20 protein-coding genes and 1 pseudogene are annotated in these 18,902 nt (G+C 74.3%); 8 read left to right on the top strand and 13 right to left on the bottom strand.

All coding sequences use genetic code 11. The features are described from left to right. Positions 1-2: 2 nt before the first annotated feature. Together menD and EDD32_RS09605 are read right to left on the bottom strand one after the other, a co-directional pair. On the bottom strand, positions 3-1,775 hold the full coding sequence (gene menD, locus EDD32_RS09610; RefSeq protein WP_211338787.1) for a 2-succinyl-5-enolpyruvyl-6-hydroxy-3-cyclohexene-1-carboxylic-acid synthase: 1,773 nt from the start codon (positions 1,773-1,775) through the stop codon (positions 3-5). Further along, a complete protein-coding gene (locus EDD32_RS09605) occupies positions 1,772-2,743 on the bottom strand; it encodes an o-succinylbenzoate synthase (protein ID WP_123916993.1) in 972 nt (323 codons plus the stop codon). The genes menD and EDD32_RS09605 overlap by 4 nt, the downstream gene beginning before the upstream one ends. A gap of 94 nt (positions 2,744-2,837) precedes the next feature. Between EDD32_RS09605 and EDD32_RS19145 the strand changes: the two genes are divergently transcribed. From EDD32_RS19145 to EDD32_RS09590, 3 genes are all read left to right on the top strand, one after another. Then, a complete protein-coding gene (locus tag EDD32_RS19145) occupies positions 2,838-4,709 on the top strand; it encodes an HNH endonuclease signature motif containing protein (protein ID WP_211338786.1) in 1,872 nt (623 codons plus the stop codon). Between the two features lie 72 nt (positions 4,710-4,781). Next, positions 4,782-5,765 carry a 1,4-dihydroxy-2-naphthoyl-CoA synthase gene (locus EDD32_RS09595; protein WP_123916991.1) on the top strand — a complete coding sequence of 328 codons (984 nt, stop codon included), beginning with the start codon at positions 4,782-4,784 and terminating at the stop codon, positions 5,763-5,765. A 64-nt stretch (positions 5,766-5,829) separates the two neighbouring features. Further along, positions 5,830-6,033 carry a hypothetical protein gene (locus EDD32_RS09590; protein ID WP_123916989.1) on the top strand — a complete coding sequence of 68 codons (204 nt, stop codon included), beginning with the start codon at positions 5,830-5,832 and terminating at the stop codon, positions 6,031-6,033. 7 nt (positions 6,034-6,040) lie between these two features. On the opposite strand, the gene EDD32_RS09585 is transcribed toward EDD32_RS09590, so the two are convergent. Further along, positions 6,041-7,132: a DUF3048 domain-containing protein gene (locus EDD32_RS09585; protein WP_123916987.1), complete on the bottom strand. Its 1,092-nt coding sequence runs from the start codon at positions 7,130-7,132 to the stop codon at positions 6,041-6,043. 79 nt (positions 7,133-7,211) lie between these two features. On the opposite strand from EDD32_RS09585, the gene EDD32_RS09580 reads away from it, so the two are divergent. Both EDD32_RS09580 and EDD32_RS09575 read left to right on the top strand, forming a co-directional pair. Next, positions 7,212-8,609 carry an AMP-binding protein gene (locus tag EDD32_RS09580; RefSeq protein ID WP_246006068.1) on the top strand — a complete coding sequence of 466 codons (1,398 nt, stop codon included), beginning with the start codon at positions 7,212-7,214 and terminating at the stop codon, positions 8,607-8,609. 44 nt (positions 8,610-8,653) lie between these two features. Beyond that, positions 8,654-9,535 (top strand): 1,4-dihydroxy-2-naphthoate polyprenyltransferase, encoded by an 882-nt coding sequence (locus EDD32_RS09575; protein ID WP_123916985.1) that lies wholly within the window; start codon positions 8,654-8,656, stop codon positions 9,533-9,535. Here EDD32_RS09575 and EDD32_RS09570 read toward each other — a convergent pair. After that, positions 9,519-9,809 (bottom strand): DUF4229 domain-containing protein, encoded by a 291-nt coding sequence (locus EDD32_RS09570; protein ID WP_246006067.1) that lies wholly within the window; start codon positions 9,807-9,809, stop codon positions 9,519-9,521. The genes EDD32_RS09575 and EDD32_RS09570 overlap by 17 nt on opposite strands. Positions 9,810-9,920: 111 nt before the next feature. Between EDD32_RS09570 and EDD32_RS09565 the strand changes: the two genes are divergently transcribed. Further along, positions 9,921-10,460, top strand: a complete 540-nt coding sequence (locus EDD32_RS09565) for a PLD nuclease N-terminal domain-containing protein (RefSeq protein ID WP_123916983.1) — start codon at positions 9,921-9,923, stop codon at positions 10,458-10,460. Positions 10,461-10,644: 184 nt separating this feature from the next. Here EDD32_RS09565 and ccsB read toward each other — a convergent pair. The 6 genes and pseudogenes from ccsB to EDD32_RS09535 all read right to left on the bottom strand — a co-directional run bounded on the left by ccsB (position 10,645) and on the right by EDD32_RS09535 (position 16,018). Beyond that, positions 10,645-11,657, bottom strand: a pseudogene (ccsB, locus tag EDD32_RS20020) (c-type cytochrome biogenesis protein CcsB). A gap of 58 nt (positions 11,658-11,715) precedes the next feature. Then, positions 11,716-13,386 carry a cytochrome c biogenesis protein ResB gene (resB, locus tag EDD32_RS09555; protein ID WP_123916981.1) on the bottom strand — a complete coding sequence of 557 codons (1,671 nt, stop codon included), beginning with the start codon at positions 13,384-13,386 and terminating at the stop codon, positions 11,716-11,718. Further along, positions 13,386-14,156, bottom strand: a complete 771-nt coding sequence (locus EDD32_RS09550; protein WP_342771400.1) for a cytochrome c biogenesis CcdA family protein — start codon at positions 14,154-14,156, stop codon at positions 13,386-13,388. The genes resB and EDD32_RS09550 overlap by 1 nt, the downstream gene beginning before the upstream one ends. Before the next feature lie 7 nt (positions 14,157-14,163). Then, the gene (locus tag EDD32_RS09545) at positions 14,164-14,757 is read right to left on the bottom strand and encodes a TlpA family protein disulfide reductase (RefSeq protein ID WP_246006066.1); all 594 of its coding nucleotides are present in this window, start codon (positions 14,755-14,757) and stop codon (positions 14,164-14,166) included. Next, positions 14,754-15,431: a histidine phosphatase family protein gene (locus tag EDD32_RS09540; RefSeq protein WP_123916979.1), complete on the bottom strand. Its 678-nt coding sequence runs from the start codon at positions 15,429-15,431 to the stop codon at positions 14,754-14,756. The genes EDD32_RS09545 and EDD32_RS09540 overlap by 4 nt, the downstream gene beginning before the upstream one ends. A 65-nt stretch (positions 15,432-15,496) precedes the next feature. Beyond that, positions 15,497-16,018 carry a MarR family winged helix-turn-helix transcriptional regulator gene (locus EDD32_RS09535; protein WP_123916977.1) on the bottom strand — a complete coding sequence of 174 codons (522 nt, stop codon included), beginning with the start codon at positions 16,016-16,018 and terminating at the stop codon, positions 15,497-15,499. A gap of 280 nt (positions 16,019-16,298) precedes the next feature. Between EDD32_RS09535 and EDD32_RS09530 the strand changes: the two genes are divergently transcribed. Then, positions 16,299-16,850, top strand: a complete 552-nt coding sequence (locus EDD32_RS09530; protein ID WP_123916975.1) for a YceI family protein — start codon at positions 16,299-16,301, stop codon at positions 16,848-16,850. Between the two features lie 133 nt (positions 16,851-16,983). Here the strand turns inward: EDD32_RS09530 and EDD32_RS09525 are convergent, their stop codons facing one another. Further along, entirely contained in the window at positions 16,984-17,241 is a 258-nt protein-coding gene (locus tag EDD32_RS09525) for a glutaredoxin family protein (protein WP_123916973.1), read from the bottom strand. 30 nt (positions 17,242-17,271) lie between these two features. Between EDD32_RS09525 and EDD32_RS09520 the strand changes: the two genes are divergently transcribed. Further along, positions 17,272-18,069 carry an HAD family hydrolase gene (locus EDD32_RS09520; protein WP_123916971.1) on the top strand — a complete coding sequence of 266 codons (798 nt, stop codon included), beginning with the start codon at positions 17,272-17,274 and terminating at the stop codon, positions 18,067-18,069. A gap of 138 nt (positions 18,070-18,207) precedes the next feature. Here the strand turns inward: EDD32_RS09520 and EDD32_RS09515 are convergent, their stop codons facing one another. Together EDD32_RS09515 and EDD32_RS09510 are read right to left on the bottom strand one after the other, a co-directional pair. Next, positions 18,208-18,306 carry a 30S ribosomal protein bS22 gene (locus EDD32_RS09515; RefSeq protein WP_005504750.1) on the bottom strand — a complete coding sequence of 33 codons (99 nt, stop codon included), beginning with the start codon at positions 18,304-18,306 and terminating at the stop codon, positions 18,208-18,210. Between the two features lie 136 nt (positions 18,307-18,442). After that, positions 18,443-18,658: a helix-turn-helix domain-containing protein gene (locus tag EDD32_RS09510; RefSeq protein WP_123920416.1), complete on the bottom strand. Its 216-nt coding sequence runs from the start codon at positions 18,656-18,658 to the stop codon at positions 18,443-18,445. Positions 18,659-18,902: the final 244 nt, after the last annotated feature.

The following is an 18,902-nucleotide window of genomic DNA, read 5'->3' as shown; positions in this document are numbered from 1 at the left end:
GGTCAGACCGCTGCGACCGCGTCCCGGACCGCCTCGGCGACGGCCGCCCGCCGGTCGCGCAGGTGTGCGCGCGAGGTCCGGACCTCCACCACCGACCGACCGCGGACCGGTGCACCCAGCACGTGCTGCAGCTCCTCGGTGCTCCCGACGAGGGAGTAGGCAGCGCCGTACCCGGCTGCGAGCGCGGCGAGGTCGGCGTGCTGCGGGGTGCCGAAGATCCGTTCGAACTCCCCCGCCCGGCCCGGCGCGCCGTGCTCGAGCGTGCTGAAGATCCCGCCGCCGCCGTCATTGAGCACGACGACCTGGAGATCCACCTCTGGCTCGAGCGTGCCGCGCAGCAGGCCACCGGCGTCGTGGAGGAAGGTGAGGTCACCCATCACCGCCCGCACGGGACGTCCCGTGCCGAGCGCGAGGCCGGTCGCCGTCGAGACGGTCCCGTCGATGCCGGCCAGCCCGCGGTTCGCGAGCGGCACGACCGGGCCGTCCCAGGGCCGGGCGACGAGGTCGACGTCGCGGATGGTGTTGGACGAGCCGAGGACCAGCAGCGGCGCTCCCGGGGAGTCCGAGGCCGCGGCCACCGCCTGCGCCAGCACCAGTCCGTCGACCTGGCGGGTGTCGTCGAGCAGGGCGTCGACGGCGGTGTGCGCGAGCTCACCCGCGCGCCGCCACCGACCGAGCCACTCGCCGGCGTCGCCCGGGGCGCCCGCCATCCCCGCGAGCGCCCCGGGCGTCCGCACGCCACCGACGACCGTCGTCGCCGTTCCTGCCACGTCGGTCCAGGCCCCGGCCGGTGCGACGACGACAACCTCCAGGTCTTCCCTGGCCAGGAGTCTGCTCACGGGCCGCGAGAGCGTGGGGTGGCCCATGACGACCACCCGCTCGATCGCTCCGCCCAGGCGCGCCTCGTCCAGGAGGAGACGGTAGGGACCGACCGCGTTGCGCCCCGAGCGGGCGCCGGAGCTCGGCTCGGCCAGCAGCGGCCAGCCGGCCTCCTCGGCGAGAACCCGGGCGCCGGGTCCTGCGCCGTCCCCGGCGAGGACGACCGTCCGCGGCCCGACGGCCAGGTCCGTCGCGGCGGGCGCTCCGACCGGCGCCACGACACGCCGCGCCGCGGGCACGGGGCCGGGCGCCCACGGGGCCGCGGGTGCGAGCGGGTCCCGCAGTGCGACGTTGAGGTGGACGGGTCCGGGGTCGTTGCTCCGGGCGCCGGTAGCCGCAGCGAGGGCCCGGGTGACCACCTGGGTCAGCAGGGTCCCACCGCGCGTCCCGGCAGGGATGTCGGCCGAGAACCGTGGGACACCGGCGAAGATCCCCACCTGGTCGGTGGTCTGGTTCGCCCCTGTCCCGCGCATCTCGTGCGGACGGTCGGCGCTCACGACGACGAGCGGCACGTGCGCGTGCGCGGCCTCGAGGACCGCGGGGTGGAGGTTGGCCACCGCCGTGCCCGACGTCGTCACGACGGCGACCGGGCGCGGCTCTGAGCCGCCGTCCTGCGCCGCGGGGCCCGAACGTACTGGCCCGGGGCCGCCGGCGCCCCGCCAGTCCTCCCCCAGAGGGTGGCCCGAACGTGCCAGCCCGAGTGCGACGAACCCGGCGGACCGCTCGTCGATCCGCACGTGCAGGGTCAGCCAGCCGGCGCGGGCAGCCGACTGCAGGGCGTAGGCGAGCGGCGCGCTCCGCGAGCCCGGGGACAGGACGACGTCGCGCACGCCGCCGGCGACGAGCGCGGTGACGAGCTCGCGTGCGGTCGCGGTCGAGGGCTCCACGGCGCTCACGCCCGCTCCCCCGCCGTCACCATGGCGTCCAGGCGCTCCGACCACCGGGCGGCCGTCGCGTCGGACGCGCGGACCGCGGCGAGGGAGCGCTCCGTCGGTTCGGGCCGATGCACGGCTATCGCGCCGTCGACCGGGAGCAGCGGCTCGTCGACCGTGTCCCGCTCGAGGAGGTGGACCGTTGCCAGTCCGCAGGCGTACGACAGCTCGGGCAGGGCCGCCGCGAGCGCGAGGCCCGCCGCGATGCCGACCGAGCTCTCCAGGGCGGAGCTGACCACCACGGGCAGCCCGACCCGCTCGGCGAGCCGGAGGCACGCGCGGACCCCGCCGAGGGGCTGGACCTTGAGGACGACGATGTCCGCCGCCGCCAGCCGTCGCACCTCGATGGGGTCCTCGGCGCGGCGGATCGACTCGTCCGCCGCCACCGGGACGTCCGTACGGCGCCGGACCGCGGCGAGCTCCTCGACGGTGGGACACGGCTGCTCGACGTACTCCAGGCCGCCCGCGGCGCGGTCCAGCCGGGCGAGACGGGCCAGGGCCGTCTCGACGTCCCACGCCCCGTTGGCGTCGATGCGGATCCGGCCGCCGGGGCCCAGGGCGTCGCGGACCGCCTCCAGCCGGGCCTCCTCCTCCACCACGCTCTGACCGGGCTCGGCGACCTTGACCTTCGCCGTCGTGCACCCACCGGAGGAGCGGACGATCCGTGCCGCCGCCTCGGGTCCGACGGCCGGCACCGTCACGTTGACGGGGATGCTCGTCCGCACGGGGGCGGGCCATCCCTCCTCCGCCGCCTCGAGGCCGGCCCGCAGCCACACGGCGGACTCCCTGGCGCCGTAGTCCCAGAACGGGGATATCTCTCCCCAGCCCGCGTCGCCGCGGACCAGCACGCCGTCGCGGACGTCGAGGCCGCGGAAGCGGGTGCGGAGCGGGGTGGACCACACCACGGGCTCGGAGGTGAGGAGGGCGCGCATGGTGGCCACAATAGGAGCGCCCGGGCCGACCATCGGCCGCACCCGCGGTAATGACCCCCGCCCGATGTCAGACCCCCGCCCTAGAGTCGCACTCATGTTCGACGATGCCGCGGAACCGCCGTTCCGGAGCAGCTACACGCTCCACCCGGCGACGGCCGACCTCCGGGTGGAGGTGGTGGTTCCTCTTCGGGACCCCGAGCCGTTCAGCGACATCGAGGCGGCTCTCTGGACACTGTTGATGCCCGACGACGACGCCGAGTCGGGCGAGGCACCCACGCCCGGCCGGGGACCTCGCACGACCGTCGGCGAGGTCGGCGCCGATCCTGCCGCCGGTCGCCCGACCGACAACACGACCGACGCGGCTACGGGCCCTACTGCCAACCGCACGACCGACGCCGCCGGCGACCGCACCGAGCCCACCGCGGACCCCACAGCCGACGCGATCACCGAACCCGGCTCCGATCCGCTCGAGCACGCGCGCGAGCTGAGAGGACTCAGCCTCGCGCTGGCGCTCGACGCGATCGATCCCGACGAGCTCAGCGAGGCGGCACTGGTCGACGCTGTCGAGCTGTGGTCCGCGGTGGTGTCCTTCGCCGAAGCACAGCGTGGTCGCGCGGCGGCCTCTCTCGAGCGCAAGATCGAGGAGAAGTACGGGGCGGCGGGCAACCTGCACCGCGACAGCAAGGGCAACCCGCTTCCGGTGGCCGCGACGGAGCTCTGCATGCGTCTGGGCATGTCGCGCCGGGCAGCCGCGGTCATCATCCGCACCGGGGTGCTGCTCGAGGGACAGCTGTGCGCGACCGGGCAGGCCCTCGAACGCGGAGAGATCGACCAGCGCAAGGCCGAGATCATCGCCGCGGCACTGGACGGCAAGGCGTTCCCGCTCACCGCGGCGGTCGAGGACGAGGTGCTCCCCCGGGCCGGTCGTCGCACGCACCGGCAGCTCCAGAACGACCTCACCGACGCACTGCTGCGCCTCGACCCTCACGGCGCTCAGCAACGGCACCAGGCGGCGAAGGCCCGTCGCTGCGTCACCCACCCCCGGCCGCTGCCGGACGGCATGGTGGGCACCTACCTCGTGGCGCCGGCCGCGGACGGTGTCGCCCTCGACCTCGCGCTCGACTCCGCGGCGCGGTCGCTGCGCGCGGCCGGGGACAAACGCACCATCGACCAGCTGCGGGCGGACCTGCTGACCGGCGTCGGGACCGATGCCCTGCGGACTGGCTGGTTCGGCCAGATCCCGGTCCAGCCGGCCCTCCCGCTGTCGGAGTCCGGACGATTCGCCGATCCTCCACCGACGGCGGTCGACGACGGCGCGAGGGGCCCGGAGGAGGGCCCCGACCTCGGCGCTCTCGACGGCGCTGCGTCCCTGCCCACGGGCGTACGGCTCGCCGCAGTGGGCGGGGTCCCGGTGCAGATCAACGTCACCGTCCCGCTGAGCACCCTTCTCGGAGGTGACGAACCGGCCGACCTCGACGGTCACGGGCCGATCGACGCCGTCACGGCCCGGGCGCTCGCCCTGGGAGGGACCTGGCGACGCCTCGTCACCGACCCGCTCAGCGGGGTGGTGCTGGACGTGGGGCAGAGCCGGTACCGGGTGCCCGCCGATCTGGCGCGGATCGTTCGCGCCCGGGACCGGACGTGCTTCCGACCGGGATGCTCCGCGCGGGCCGGCGGCTGCCAGCTCGACCACAACCGGCCTTTCTCCCAGGGTGGGTCGACCGCACTCACCAACCTCGGCCCCGGGTGCGAGATCGACCACGAGCTCAAGACGCTGGGGTACTTCTGGGTCCGGCAGCGACCAGGCGGGATCTTCGAGTGGATCTCGCGCACCACAGGTCACACGTACCGCCGGGAGGTGGACGGCACCACCACCTACCTCGGCTGGGTGACCGACACCTCCGACCCCGACGCGGTCCCCGTCCCGCCGGGACGAGTGCGGTACGACGGTCCCCCGCCGTACTGACGCTCCGCCCGTACGAGAGCGGACTGGCGTCGCCGCCGTCAGGTGCCGGTCGGCCCGGATTAGGGTGATGGCGTGAGCGATCTTCCCCAGCGTGTGTCCGAGACGTTCGACCCCACTCTCTGGCGCGACGTCGAGGGCTTCGAGCTCACCGACGTCACGTACCACCGGGCGGTGGAGCGGACGACGGCGTCCGACGGGCTGACCACCGAGCGCGACCTGCCCGCCGTGCGGATCGCGTTCGATCGGCCCGAGGTGCGCAACGCCTTCCGCCCCCACACCGTCGACGAGCTCTACCGCGCCCTCGACCACGCCCGGATGACCTCCGACGTCGCGGCCGTCATCCTCACCGGGAACGGTCCGAGCCCGAAGGACGGGGTGTGGTCCTTCTGCTCGGGCGGGGACCAGCGCATCCGCGGCCGGGACGGGTACCGCTACGAGACCGAGGGCGCCGACGACGAGGCACCGACGGAGCGGCGACGCGAGCAGATCGACCCGGCCCGCGCCGGGCGCCTGCACATCCTCGAGGTCCAGCGGCTCATCCGCACCATGCCCAAGGTCGTGATCGCAGCGGTCAACGGCTGGGCGGCCGGCGGGGGTCACAGCCTCAACGTCGTCGCCGACCTCTCCATCGCCTCCCGTCAGCACGCGCGGTTCAAGCAGACCGACGCCAACGTCGGGTCCTTCGACGCCGGCTACGGCTCGGCCCTCCTCGCGCGGCAGATCGGCGACAAGCGCGCCCGCGAGATCTTCTTCCTCGCCCGCGAGTACTCCGCCGAGGACGCCGAGCGCTGGGGCGTCGTCAACGAGGTTGCCGATCACGAGGATCTCGAGGGGCTCGCGCTGGAGTACGCCCGCATCGTGGCGACGAAGTCGCCCCAGGCGATCCGGATGCTCAAGTTCGCGTTCAACCTCGCCGACGACGGCCTCGCGGGCCAGCAGGTGTTCGCGGGCGAGGCCACCCGCATGGCATACATGACCGACGAGGCGGTGGAGGGCCGCGACGCGTTCCTCGAGCGGCGCGAACCCGACTGGTCAGCGTTCCCCTACTACTACTGAGTGGACGAACTAGGCTCTCGCTCGTTCCATCGTTTCGGCCGAAGGGCAACGTCAAATGGTGCTGATGGGCTCCGACCCGCTCCTGCCTGCCGCGACCGAGTGGTTCGGGCTCGCCACGCTCGCCGTCGTCGTGCTGCCTGCCCTGCTCGGCCTGCTGATCACCTACTGGATCATCCGGCTGGCCGTGAAGCACGGCATCCTCGCTGCCGACAAGGCGCGTGCCCGCACGTTCGGCGCCGGCAGGGACTGGGACCGCGGCCGGCCCTGACGCCGCGTCAGCGGTAGGAGACCGCGCCGTCCTCGACCGGCACCAGCTCGATCCAGGTGTTGCCCGGCGCGAGCAGGAGGTCCTCGCCGTCCTCGCCCAGCAGGCGGAGCGGTTCCAGAGCGCCCTCCTTGGCCCAGGAGCCCTCCACCACCTTCCCGCCGGTCGCGAGCAGCGCGGGCCCCTCGCCCTCCAGGATGGTCTCCGGCACGGGCGCCCCGGCGGCGTCGCGCGCCCCGGTCATCACCACCTGGACGCGGAGCACGACGACGTTGACGGCGAGCAGCGGGTCGCCGTCGGCGGAGGACTGCGGGAGGCCGAACTCCTCCCGCCGCCACGCCCCGTCGCCGGCCGGAGCCCACTCCCAGCCGGGTGAGGTGCTCGGGAAGGACAGGTCCAGCCGGCTCGCCGCCGCCCCGCCGGCAACGGCGCTCGCGGTGGCCAGGTCTTCGGCGAAGCGGAGCTGGCGGTCGGGCGGCTTCGAGTGGTCGTCGTCCGCCTGGTCGAGGAGGTCCGCGCCGCTGCCGTAGAGGTTGTGCGGGATGACGCGGTCGGTGCTGCGGAAGAACCCCGGGTCCTCGTCGTCGTCGATGATGAGCTGCAGGCCCACGTCGCGCACCATGTCGATGTACTGCTCCTGGCCGCCGGAGAACACCAGCAGCCCGCCGTAGGGACCCGAGATGGCGGCATCCATGGGGCGGACCGACCGGATCGGTCCGACGACGTCGGGGACCACCGAGTGGTAGACCGCGTTGAACCGTGTGAGCCCGCCCTCGACGAGCTCCTCCCAGACGACGTCCGCGTCCTCGAGGCCGGACTGCGGCCTGGCTGCGGCATGGTTCTCGACCTTGATGCTCAGGGCGGGCCGGGGCTCGATCTCGTCGACCCGGCCGGTCAGCGGCCAGGAGGGCGGGACGGGCGGCAGCCGGTCCTTCGAACCGGCCGACCAGCTGGGCAGCGGTGTGGGCGATGCTGTCGTGGGAGCCGGCTCCGGCGTCGTCGGTGGCGTCGAGGTGGTGCACGCCGCCACGGACGCGACGAACGCCGCGACGACGGCCATCCGGGAGCGGCGCACCGCCCAGCCGCGCGTCCTGCCCCACATGTGCCCGCTCCTCCGCCTGGTCGGATCCCGCTCCCGCCAGGTCCGGCTCCAGGCTAGTCGTCGGACCTAGGCTGGCAGGGTGACCTCGGAGCCTGGCGCGTCGGCCGTTCGCACCGGTGCGCGGCTCGTCGCCGTCCCCGGCGGGCGGGATCCCGCCGTCGTCTCCGGGCTGCGACGTGCGCTGGAGTCCCGGCTCCGCGGCGTCGTGGTCCCGGGCGAAGCCGCGGTCCCCGCCCCGGCGGACAGCCACGCCGGGGAGGTCGACCGCGTCGACGGCGTCGACGGCGTCGACGGCGTCGACGGCTCGAGCGTGCTGGTGCCGCACGACCCGACCGTGAACGACCCTCTCGGGGCCATCGCCGCGCGCCTCCGGACCGACGTCCCCGCTGGGACGGCGGTGATCCTGCGGACGTCGGGCTCGACGACCGGTACCGGTCACCTCGTGGCACTCAGCGCGGCGGCGCTCGTCGCCTCGGCCCGCGCCACCCACGAACGGCTCGGCGGACCGGGACGCTGGGTGCTCGCGGTCCCGGCCCACCACGTCGCCGGCCTCCAGGTCCTCGTGCGCTCCGTCGTCGCCGGCACGCCCCCCGTCCTGCTCGACACCTCCGCCGGTTTCGACCCCGCCGCCCTGGCCGAGGCCGTCGCCACGATGCCCGACGACGCGCCTCGCTACCTCTCGCTGGTCCCGACCCAGCTCGTGCGGGTGCTCGACGCCGGACCCGGTGCCGTGAGGTCGCTGCGTCGCGTCGCCGCCATCCTCGTGGGCGGCGCCGCGACCCCACCGGCCACGCTCGCCCAGGCCCGCGCGGCCGGCCTGAGGGTGGTGACCACGTACGGCATGACCGAGACCGGCGGCGGGTGCGTGTACGACGGCGTACCGCTCCCCGGTGTCCGGGTGCGCACCACGGCGGACGGGCGCGTGGAGATCGCCGGCGCGATGCTCGCGAGCGGGTACCTCGACGACCCCGACGGCGGCCCCTTCGCCGTCGAGGCCGGGGAGCGGTGGCTGCGCACGTCCGACCGCGGCCGGCTGGACCACGGGCCGCGGGGCGTGCGCCTCACCGTGCTCGGCAGGGTCGACGACCTCATCAATACCGGCGGCGTGAAGGTCTCCCCGACGGCCGTCGAGCGGTTGGCCGGACCGGGCGTGGTCGTCGTCGGCGTGCCGGACCACGAGTGGGGCGAGCTGGTCACCGCGGTCACCACCGCCGGCGGCGGCAGCCTCGCCGAGCTGCGGGCGGCGGTGTCCGCGGAGCTCGGCGCGGCGCACGCCCCGCGCGCCCTCGTGCGCGTCGACGCCCTGCCGCTTCGTGGTCCGGGCAAGGTCGACCGGCTGACGGTCGCCAGGCTGGCCCGCGAGGCGTTGGCCGAACCCGGACGGCACGGCGTCGAACGGCACGGCGTCGAACAGCACGGCGTCGAATGGCGTGCCGGCGACCCACACTCGGGCGGCGCCGACCGACCGATATCCTGAGCCGTCCGCTCGCGACCCGCGCGAGCCCACGACGACGGAGCTCCATGGCCACCCTCTCCGACTGGCTCGAGGGCGCCCGGCTGCGCACCCTGCCCGCCGCCGTCGCCCCTGTCGTGCTGGGGACCGGCGCCGCCGTCGGGCTGGGCGCCGCATCACCGGTGCGGGCGCTCCTCGCGGCCGGCGTGGCCCTGACGCTCCAGGTGGGCGTGAACTTCGCGAACGACTACTCCGACGGCGTGCGCGGGACGGACGACGTCCGCACCGGCCCGCCGCGGCTGACCGGCGGGGGCAAGGCGAGCCCCGCCACCGTCAAGCGGGCCGCGATCCTCGCGCTCGCCGTCGGGGCGCTCCTCGGTCTGGTGCTGGTGGCGGTCTCCGGGGCGTGGTGGCTGCTCGCGCTGGGCGTGCTGGCCATCGCCGCCGCGTGGGGGTACACCGGCGGGAGCCGTCCGTACGGCTACCTCGGCCTCGGCGAGGTGGGGGTGTTCCTGTTCTTCGGGCTCATGGCGACCCTGGGCACGCTGTGGACCCAGGCCGGCAGCCTGCCCTGGACGGCGTGGGCGGGCGCCGCGGGCGTCGGCCTCATCGCGTGCGCGCTGCTCATGGTCAACAACATCCGTGACATCCCCACGGACTCCCAGGTCGGCAAGACCACGCTCGCGGTGCTGCTCGGGGACCACCGGTCGCGCCTGACGTACGTGGCGATGATCGCCCTGCCCGTCGTGCTCGGCGTCCTCGCCGCGACGGTCTCGCCGTGGGCGCTGCTCGTGCTCGTCCTTCTGCCGTGGGTGGTTCGCCTGTCCCGGGTCGTCCTCGGCGGCGCCGCGGGCCGCGACCTCATCGTGGTCCTGCGCGACACCGGGCTGCTCGAGCTCGCGTACGGGGTGCTGCTCGGGCTCGGTCTGGCTCTCAGCGCTCTGGGGTGACGGGCGGCTCGGCGTCGAGGACCGAGTCCTCGTACGCGGCGTCGGACTCCCCCGCGCGAGCGAGCCGGTCGGTGGCGCCTCGGGTGGGGTCGTGCGCAGCCAGGACGGCCGCCGCGGCGGCGCGTTGACGCCCGAGGACCACGTAGGACACGAGGGCGGCGACCACGATCGCAGCGGCCCACAGGGCCCACGACCGCAGCCCGACGAGGTAGAGCACGCCGGCGGCAGCGAGAACCATGAGCAGGCGTAGCAGGGAGTAGACGACCAGACGCACCCACCCAGGGTACGGCGGCGCCGGAGCCCGTGACGCCGACGGGGCCGCCCGGTCTGTGCGGCTGGGTCCCCCGATCCGGCACCGGGACGCCGCGCCGACTACCCTTGGTGGATGGCCAGGATCGTTCCCGTCGTTCTCCTCGTGGCACTGGTGGTGTACGCCTTCATCGACTGCGTGCGCACGCCCGAGGACTCCATGCCCGTGGGCATCCCGAAGGTCCTGTGGGCCGTCCTCATCCTCGTCTTCCCGGGCCTCGGCGCCCTGGCCTGGCTCGCCGTGAGCAGGTTCGCCCGCGGCGGACGCACCTCCCCGCCGTCGCCCGGACGCGGACCCGGTCGCCCGTCCCCCCGCGGCCCCCGCGGTCCGCGCGGGCCCGTCGCGCCCGACGACGACCCGGAGTTCCTCGCCCGGCTCGAGGCAGAGCGGCGTCGCCGCGAGCGTGAGCGCAGGGCGAAGGGGGCCGCAGGCCGCGCGGGTGGACCGGTCACGGACAGCGACGCACGTCCGCCCCGGTCCCCCGACGAGGTCCCCACCTCGCCGGACGACGCGCCCCACTCCCCCGACGAGGCCGCCCACGGCGGCACCGAGCCGCAGGCGGGCCGGGACGTCGAGGATGGCGACGCCGGGGCGCAGCCACCCCGCCAGGCCTGATCCCCGCGCAACCGCCCCGTCAGGCCTGACCCCGGGAGTGACGCCGGTCCGGCTGCTCAGCGGAGTTCGCTGCAGGTGAGGCCCCGCACGTCAGCCGAGCCTGACGCAGCCCAGCCGCGGACGCGGGTCAGCCCGCGGCACCGCACCTCAGCCGAGTCCGCAGCTCAGCCGAGTCCGCTGGAGGTCAGCCGATCCCGCTGTAGGAGTGCAGGCCGGTGAGGACGAGGTTGACGACGAAGTAGTTCACGAGGATCGCCGCGGAGCCGGCCGGCGAGAGGTAGGCGGAGCGCCGGCCCTCCCAGCCGCCGGTGGCGCGGGCGTGGAGGTACGCGGCGTAGATCACCCACACGACGAACGACCACACCTCCTTGGGATCCCAGCCCCACGGCCGACCCCAGGTGCTCGGCCCAGATCGCGCCGGCGATGATGGTGAACGTCCACAGCATGAACCCGACCGCGTTGAGGCGGAAGGATAGCCGCTCGAGCTCGCCGGACACCGGCAGGGACTCCAGCAGCCGGCCCCACAAACCCGTCCGCGTGGCGGCAGGGGCCCCCACCGTGCTCACCCCGCCGGCCGCCGCCGTGCCGGCCAGGGGCGCGCCCTCCTCGCCCTGGGCCCCGGCGGCATCGCCCGGGACGGCGTCGAGGCCGGGCCCGGCGTCACCGGCCCCGGCCCGCCGCAGCTCCGCGCGTTCCTGCACGAGTTGGAGCAGCGAGAGCACCGCGGCGACGGCCAGGATCCCGGACGCGATCGTGGCGATGGAGACGTGGATGACCAGCCAGTAGCTGGCGAGGGCGGGCTGGACGCCGTCCGCCTTGACGTAGAGCACCGACACCGCGACGCCGAGAGCAGGACGGGCCCTGTGACGAAGGTGCCGAGCACGCGCAGGTCCCGGCCGCGCTGGAGACCGAGGAACACCGCGACGGCGATGAAGGTCGACAGGAGAACTCGTACATGTTCGCCCACGGCACCCGGCCCGCGGCCACCGCCCGCACGAGGAGGCCAGCCAGGTGCAGACCCGCCGCCACCCAGGTGGTCGACATCGCGATCCCGACGGCGCGGCGGCGCCGGCCGGCCGGGCCGCGGTCACGCAGCCCCGACAGGTCGACGGCGAAGCCCAGCCCGGCCACCGTGTAGGCGGCCATCGCGCCGTAGACGAGCAGCGTGCTGAGCTGCCCGAGGTCGCTCTCCGGCATCAGTGTCCTTCCTCGGCACGGGGACCCGTGCCACCGGGACGCGGGAGCGGCGTCGTCGTCATCGTGCCCTGCCGGGTCTGCCGGTCGGCACGGCCGCGGGCGGCCCGACGGCGCCGAGCACCCGTTCGAGGTCCGCCGCCAGACCCGGGTCGTCGCCGCGCGCGAGCGCCGCGGCCGAGAGCCCGGTACCGCCGTCGGGGCCGGGAGCGAGCCGCACCCACAGGCGCCGACGGGGGACGAACAGCGACCCGAACAGGCCGACCATAGCCAGCACGGAGGACACCAGCAGCGCGGTGAGGGAGGGGTCGTAGCGCAGGTCGAGCGCGGCGAAGCGCGGCAGCGACTCGAACGTCACCGTCCCGAGCCCCTCGGGCAGCTCCACCGTCTCCCCGGGTGCGAGGAAGATGGTGACGGGCCGCTGGCCGCCGTCCGCGGACCCGGCCGAACCGTCCTCCGCGGGCTCGTACACCTGCCGCATGGCGTCGGTGTCGAGGACGTAGACGTTCTGCGGGGCCCCGTCGTCCAGACCGAGGTCGCCCGCCCACAGCGTCAGCACCATGAGCGGCGCGCTGGGGTCGGGGTGGACCGAGCGCACGCCCGCCCCGCCCTCGTCCAGGACCGCCGTCGGCAGGAACATCCCGGTCAGGCCCAGCTGCTCCTGCCCGCCGGTGACGTCCGGGACCTTGATGACGCCCTTGGAGGTGTAGACGCCGTCCTGCGGCAGGAACGGCACGGTGCCGTCGAACGCGAGCTCGCCCGCGCCGTCACGCACCGTCATCCGTGGGGCGTAGCCGTTGCCCGAGAGGTAGACGTTCGCGCCGTTGACGTCGAGGGGGCTGTTGACCTGGATGTCCTCGGTCCGCTCGGTGCCGTCGGGCTCGGCGACACGCACCCGGGCGTTGAAGTCCCGGGCCTGGGCGTCCACGGTGAACGTCGAGCTGAAGTCCTCGAGGGTGAGGGTGAACGGGTCGAGGTCGTCGGTGTCGAAGAAGGTCCCGGGTTCGAAGGAGTCGTAGGCCAGGACCGAGTTGGCGAAGGACTCCCCCTCGACGACGATCGCCTGCCCGCGGAAGCTGTAGAGCTGGCCGGCGGCGAGCGAGACCAGGATGCCGACGAGGGAGAGGTGGAACAGCAGGTTGCCGCTCTCGCGCAGGTAGCCGCGCTCGGCGGTGATCCCGTCCGGGGTCACCACCGCCCGGTAGCGCCCCCTCAGCGCCGCGAGGACCTTGCCCTCGACGACGTCGGGCGCCTCGACGAGCGCACGCTCGGCCCGCACGTCGAACCGGGAGAAGCTGCGCGGCACCCGCGGGGGCGCCGAGCGCAGCGCCCGCCAGTGCACGGCGACCCTGGGGAGGATGCAGCCGATGAGCGACGTGAACAGCAGCAGGTACACCGCCGCGAACCACGGCGAGGCGTAGACGTCGAAGAACCCGAGCCGGTCCAGCCACGGGGCGAGGTCGGGGTGCTCGAGGTAGTACTCGGACACCGCCGCCGCATCCTGCGGGGCCTGCGGGAAGAGGGAGCCCGGCACCGCCGCGACCGCCAGGAGGAGCAGGAGCAGCAGCGCCACCCGCATGCTCGTGAGCTGGCGCCACGTCCAGCGCAGCCACCCGCGCACGCCGATCGCCGTCTGCGCGGGCGCACCGCCGGGCGCCCGGGCGGCGGGCTCGCGCCCCTGCCCCTCCTTGGAGCTGAGGTTCGTCGGGTCCGTGTCGAGCTGGCGAACCATCACACCACCGTCTCGAAGTCGGCGACCAGCCCCTGGAGGTAGGCCGTGAGCTCGCCCCACAGGCCGGTGACCAGGGCGATGCCGAGCAGGACCAGGAGGCCGCCGCCCAGGCGCTGGATGGTTCGACGGTGACGCCGGAGGAAGCCCAGGAGCCGCGCCGAGCGTGAGAAGGCCATGGCGAGGGCGACGAAGGGGATGCCCAGGCCCAGGCAGTACGCGACGGCGAGCGCCACGCCGCGCGCGGGGTCCGCGCCACCGAGGGACAGGGTCAGGACGGCCGCGAGCGTCGGGCCGATGCACGGGGCCCAGCCCAGCCCGAAGACGGCGCCGAGGACGGGGGCGCCCAGCAGGCCCGCCCGAGGCGCGACGTGGGGGCGGCGCTCGTTCTGCAGCATCGGGAGGTGGCCCATGAAGGCCAGCCCCATGACGATGACGACGACGCCCATGACCTGCAGGATCGTGTCCATCCGCGCCGCGAGCGCCAGTCCCACCACGGAGAAGACGAGGGAGAGCAGGACGAACACGGCGGTGAAGCCTGCGACGAAGAGCAGGACGCCGGCGAGCAGCCGGCCGTTGCCGCGCCCCGCCCGGGCACCGGGCGTCGACGCCCCGGCCATGCCGCCGAGGTAGCCGACGTAGCCCGGCAGCAGCGGCAGCACGCACGGGGACGCGAAGGAGACCAGGCCGGCGAGCACGGCGACGGGCAGGGCCGCCAGCATCGACCCGTCCACGACCGTCCGCTGGAAGAGCTCAGCGATCTGCTCCCACACCGCCGGCTCAGGCGACCTCGGCGAGGACGTCGTCGACCAGCCCGCGCAGGACCGCGGGGTCGACCTGGCCGAGGATGCGCGCGGCGACCCGCCCGTCGCGGTCGAGGACGACCGTGGTGGGCATCGCCTGCAGCGGCACCACGCCCTCGAAGGCGGCGACGGCGCGGGCGCCCTCGTCGTGGAGGGAGGGGTAGGGGATGGCGAAGGTGCGCTCGAACGCCTGCGCGGTGCCGGCATCGTCGCGGGGGTTGACCCCGAGCAGCCGCACCCCCTCGCCCGCGTAGTCCTCGTGCAGCGCCACGAGGTCCGGCGCCTCCTTCCGGCAGGGCGGGCAGGCGGCGTACCAGAAGTTCATGACGACGACGTCGCCTCGCCAGGTGGCCAGGTCGACCTCCTCGCCGGAGTAGCTGGTCCCCGTGTGCTCGACCGCGTCGCCGCGCTCGTCCGGCGTCCAGGTGGCGAACGACCCGTCGCCCGCGACGTAGCCGGCGTCGGTCGCGCCGCCGGGAGCCCCCGTCGAGCCGCCCGGCGCGCACGCCGCGAGCAGCCCGGCGGCGAGCACGCCGAGGAGGGCGCGTCGGGTCAGGGCGCGCGCCGTCACTCGTCGCCCTCGTTCTCCGCGGCGGCCGAGGTGCCCGGGACCATGTCGGTGGCTCCGACGAGGAGCTCACCGGCGGGCTCGCTGTAACGCACGCCGACCAGCCGGCGCCCGTCGAAGTCCAGGGAGGTCAGGGAGGCGAGGGCGCACTGGCGACGCCGCGGGTCGTGCACGAGGGGAAGTCGCTCGACGAACCGGCGCATGGTCCAGATGGGCAGCTGGTGGCTGACCAGGACGGCCTCGCCGCCGGCCGCGGTCGTCAGCGCGGCCGAGACCGCCGCGCTCATGCGCGTGATGATCTCGGTGTACGGCTCGCCCCAGCTCGGGCGCATCGGGTTGACGTAGTAGCGCCAGTGGCGCGGGTGGGCGAGCATCGCGCGGTTGCGGTTGACCGCGAGGCCCTCGAAGTGGTTCCCGGCCTCGATGAGCCGGTCGTCGGTGCCCAGGTCGAGGCCGTAGGCATCGGCGGTCGGGCGGGCGCTCTCCTGGGCCCGCTGGAGCGGCGAGGCGACGACGGTCCGCACGTCGGCGCCCCCCTCGTGCAGGACGTCGGCGACCCGCCGCACCATCTCCTGGCCGCGGTCGGAGAGCCGGTAGCCCGGCTGGCGCCCGTAGAGGATCCCGTGCGGGTTGTGCACCTCGCCGTGGCGCATGAGGTGGACGGTCGTTCGCTGCATGCCCCTAGTGTCGCAAATCCTGGGCGCGGTCCGTGCACGGCGGCGCGGTCCGTGCACGGCGGCGCTCAGGAGGCGATGCGCTCGGACCGCGCGTCGGCGTCACGGCCGTCCGGCGCACTCTCGCCCGAGCCGGCGTCCTCGGCGAGCACGGCCATGATCACGCCCAGCTCACGCATCTGGGCCGGGGTGATCCGGTCGACCAGCCGCTCACGCACGGACTCGACGTGGTGGGGAGCGGCCGCCTCGAGGCGCGCGAAGCCGGCCAGGGTCATCGTGCAGTTCACGCCCCGGCGGTCCATGGCGCACGTGCTGCGCTCGACCAGCCCGTCCGACTCCATGCGCCGGATGGTGTGGGTGAGCCGCGAGCGCGAGTGCACCAGGTCCGCCGCCAGGGCCGACATCCGCATGGTCCGACCGTCGGCCTCGGACAGGCGCACCAGCACCTCGTACTCGTTGAGCGACAGCCCGGAGTCGCGCTCGAGGTCGTGGTTGAGGTCCTCGAAGAGCTTCGCGGAGCCGCGGAGCAGGGCACGCCAGCTGCGCTGCTGGTCGGCGTCGAGCCAGCGGGGCTCGGTCAGGGCTGGCATGGGTCATCCTCCTCGGCACGATGAGCGCCTGGTCAAGTCTGGCACGGGGCTGAGCGGGACGGCAGAGGGCGGTGCCGCCGGCATGCGTGTGCCGCGGTGCCGCCGTGGACACGCGTACTTCCGGGGCTCTCGCGCGTGGGCCGCGGGCCGTCGTGGTCACGTGTGGCGACCGCTGTGGCCGCGCTCGCCGTCCATGCGTCGGGACAGCCCTTGCGCCGTCCCCACCCCCTCAGTATATAGTTCAAATGTCAACTACTTCGCCCCACCCGAGGAGAGCTCCATGAGCACGGTTCCCAGCGGCACCTACACCATCGACCAGTCCCACAGCGACGTCGCCTTCACCGTCCGGCACGCCGGCATCTCCAAGGTGCGCGGCAAGTTCGAGCGCTTCGAGGGCCAGGTCGTCGTGGCGGAGCCCTTCACCGCCTCCACCGTGACCGTCACCATCGACGCCGCCTCCATCAACACCGGCGACGCCAACCGCGACGGCCACCTCCGCTCCGCCGACTTCTGGGACGCCGAGAGCAAGCCCACCTGGACCTTCGTCTCCACCGCGGTCGAGGGCTCGGGCGAGGACTTCGTCGTCAAGGGCGACCTCACCATCAACGGGGTGACCAAGCCCGTCGAGCTCGCCACCGAGTTCAACGGCTCCGTCGTGGACGCCTTCGGCACCCCGCGCATCGGCTTCTCCGCCGAGACCGAGATCTCTCGCAAGGACTTCGGCCTCACCTGGAACGCGGCCATGGAGACCGGCGGCTTCCTCGTCGGCGACAAGGTCAAGATCAGCCTCGAGGTCGCGGCCGTGCCCGCGCAGGTCGACGCCAACGCCTGACCCTCGCCCTCCTGGCAGCCCGCTGCCGGGTCGGCGCCGGTCCTCCCGGACCGTTCACCGCGACGGCGGCGCCTCGGCGCCGCCGTCGTCGTCGTCCCCGCGCCGTCGTATCGTCCGGCGCCGTCCGGGCGGTTCAGCGGTTCAGCGCCGCCAGGACCCGGGCCGGGTCGATGTGCCAGTGCCCCTGCTCGGTCCCGTCGACGGTGACGACCGGGACGAGGTCGCTGTAGCGCTCGCGCAACGCGGGGTCGGTGTCGATGTCCACCTCGGCAAAACGCTCGCCGCTCTGCGCGGCGACCTGCTCGAGCGCCGAGCGGGCGTCGTGGCACAGGTGGCAGCCCACCCGCCCGTAGAGCACCACACGCGGTCGCGGATCCCTGACGTCGTCCATGGCTGCGACCCTACGTCGTAGGCTGCCGAGGTGTCCCAGCCCCCTCACACCGGCGCGGCGGCGTTCTTCGACGTCGACAACACCGTCATCCGCGGGGCCAGCGCCTACCACCTCGCCCGCGAGCTCCACCGGCGCGGCTTCTTCGGTGTGCGCGACATCTTGTTCTTCGCCCGGCAGTCCGTCGCCTTCATGGTGCGCGGCGAGAGCCTCACCCGGATCGCCCGGATCAAGGCCCGCGCGCTGCGGATCATGCGCGGGCACTCCGTCGCCGAGATCATCTCGATCGGCGAGGAGGTCTACGACGAGGTGCTCGACTCCCGGGTCTTCCCGGCGACCAGGGCGCTCATCGACGGCCACCTCGGTGCCGGTCACGAGGTCTGGCTCATCACCGCCACCCCGACGGAGATCTCCGACCTCATCGCCCGGCGGCTCGGCGCCACCGGCGCGCTGGGCACCCGCGCGGCCAGCAAGGATGGCTTCTACACCGGCGAGCTCGACGGCACGATGCTCCACGGCACCGGCAAGGAGGTGGCCGTGCGGGCCCTGGTCGCCGAGCGGGGCCTGGACCTCGCGCGCTGCTACGCCTACGGGGACTCCATCAACGACGCCGCGCTGCTCTCGGCGGTCGGGCACCCGGTGGCGATCAACCCCGAGCCACGGCTGCGGCTGCGCGCCGCCGAGGAGGGCTGGCCGGTGCGCGACTTCGCCCGACGTCGGCGGTCGATGAAGCAGGACCTCCGCACCGGCGCCAGGTCGGCGAGCTGGGCGGGGACGGTCTGGGCGGTCACCGCCGTCGTCCGGGCCGGCCTGCGGCGCGTGCGGGGCTGACCGGCACTGCCACGCAGGCGGCCCGCAGGTGACGAGGCCGGTCCGGGGCCGCCGGGCCCGCGGGAGACGTCCGGGGACGACGCAGGCCCGACCGTGGACGGTCGGGCCTGGGATCGCGGGCGCGTCAGCGCCGGGACGTCACTTCTTGTTGCGACGCTGGTGACGGGTCTTGCGAAGCAGCTTGCGGTGCTTCTTCTTCGACATGCGCTTGCGGCGCTTCTTGATGACAGAACCCATAGGGGACCTCGCAGGTGCTGATCGAGCGGGACACGGGCGCGCGCGGCCGGACCGGCCGCGCGCAGAACAGGGCGAGTCTACCCGCAACGCGGGCGGTCGCCGCTACCGGTGGCTCAGCGGCTCGCGCACCGGTGCCTCAACGGCTCTGGGCGCTCTCCTGGCCCCAGTCGCCCAGACCCTCGGCGATGATGTTCTCGACCGCCGCCTGCGGGACGCGGAAGGAACGGCCCATCCGCACGGCCGGCAGCTCGCCCGCGTGGACCATGCGGTACACCGTCATCTTCGACACGCGCATGAGCTCGGCCACCTCGGCGACGGTGAGGAACCGCGGTGCCCCCATCTGCTCGCCCATGCTCACCCGTCCGTCGTCTGGGCCGCCCACGGCGGCTGCCTACCGACGAAATATAGGGCCAGATCGCGCCGCACGGAAACGAATCGCCGCACCTGAGGATCGCGTGCCCCGCAGGACAGGGGCGGCGGGGACATCGTATGGTCATTTTCACTGCCGTCACAGCGGCCACAGCCGTGGCACGGCGGCCGGGCTCGGCGTCAGACGGGTCCGCCAGGTCGGCGGCCGGGCGCAAGCGTGTCGTCGG

Source organism: Georgenia muralis, from assembly GCF_003814705.1.
In the GTDB taxonomy this organism is placed as follows: Bacteria; Actinomycetota; Actinomycetes; order Actinomycetales; family Actinomycetaceae; genus Georgenia; species Georgenia muralis.
The sequence above is the reverse complement of the archived record's forward strand: the minus strand, read 5'-3'. Positions and strand labels throughout refer to the sequence as shown.

Coding starts and splice junctions, on each gene's coding strand:
- EDD32_RS09575 (WP_123916985.1), top strand. CDS start 8,654: ATGGCCACCCTCTCCGACTGGCTCGAGGGCGCCCGGCTGCGCACCCTG.
- EDD32_RS09565 (WP_123916983.1), top strand. CDS start 9,921: ATGGCCAGGATCGTTCCCGTCGTTCTCCTCGTGGCACTGGTGGTGTAC.
- EDD32_RS09590 (WP_123916989.1), top strand. CDS start 5,830: ATGGGCTCCGACCCGCTCCTGCCTGCCGCGACCGAGTGGTTCGGGCTC.
- EDD32_RS09605 (WP_123916993.1), bottom strand. CDS start 2,743: ATGCGCGCCCTCCTCACCTCCGAGCCCGTGGTGTGGTCCACCCCGCTC.
- EDD32_RS09525 (WP_123916973.1), bottom strand. CDS start 17,241: ATGGACGACGTCAGGGATCCGCGACCGCGTGTGGTGCTCTACGGGCGG.
- EDD32_RS19145 (WP_211338786.1), top strand. CDS start 2,838: ATGTTCGACGATGCCGCGGAACCGCCGTTCCGGAGCAGCTACACGCTC.
- EDD32_RS09530 (WP_123916975.1), top strand. CDS start 16,299: ATGAGCACGGTTCCCAGCGGCACCTACACCATCGACCAGTCCCACAGC.
- EDD32_RS09540 (WP_123916979.1), bottom strand. CDS start 15,431: ATGCAGCGAACGACCGTCCACCTCATGCGCCACGGCGAGGTGCACAAC.
- EDD32_RS09535 (WP_123916977.1), bottom strand. CDS start 16,018: ATGCCAGCCCTGACCGAGCCCCGCTGGCTCGACGCCGACCAGCAGCGC.
- EDD32_RS09510 (WP_123920416.1), bottom strand. CDS start 18,658: ATGGGCGAGCAGATGGGGGCACCGCGGTTCCTCACCGTCGCCGAGGTG.
- resB (WP_123916981.1), bottom strand. CDS start 13,386: ATGGTTCGCCAGCTCGACACGGACCCGACGAACCTCAGCTCCAAGGAG.
- EDD32_RS09585 (WP_123916987.1), bottom strand. CDS start 7,132: ATGTGGGGCAGGACGCGCGGCTGGGCGGTGCGCCGCTCCCGGATGGCC.
- EDD32_RS09515 (WP_005504750.1), bottom strand. CDS start 18,306: ATGGGTTCTGTCATCAAGAAGCGCCGCAAGCGCATGTCGAAGAAGAAG.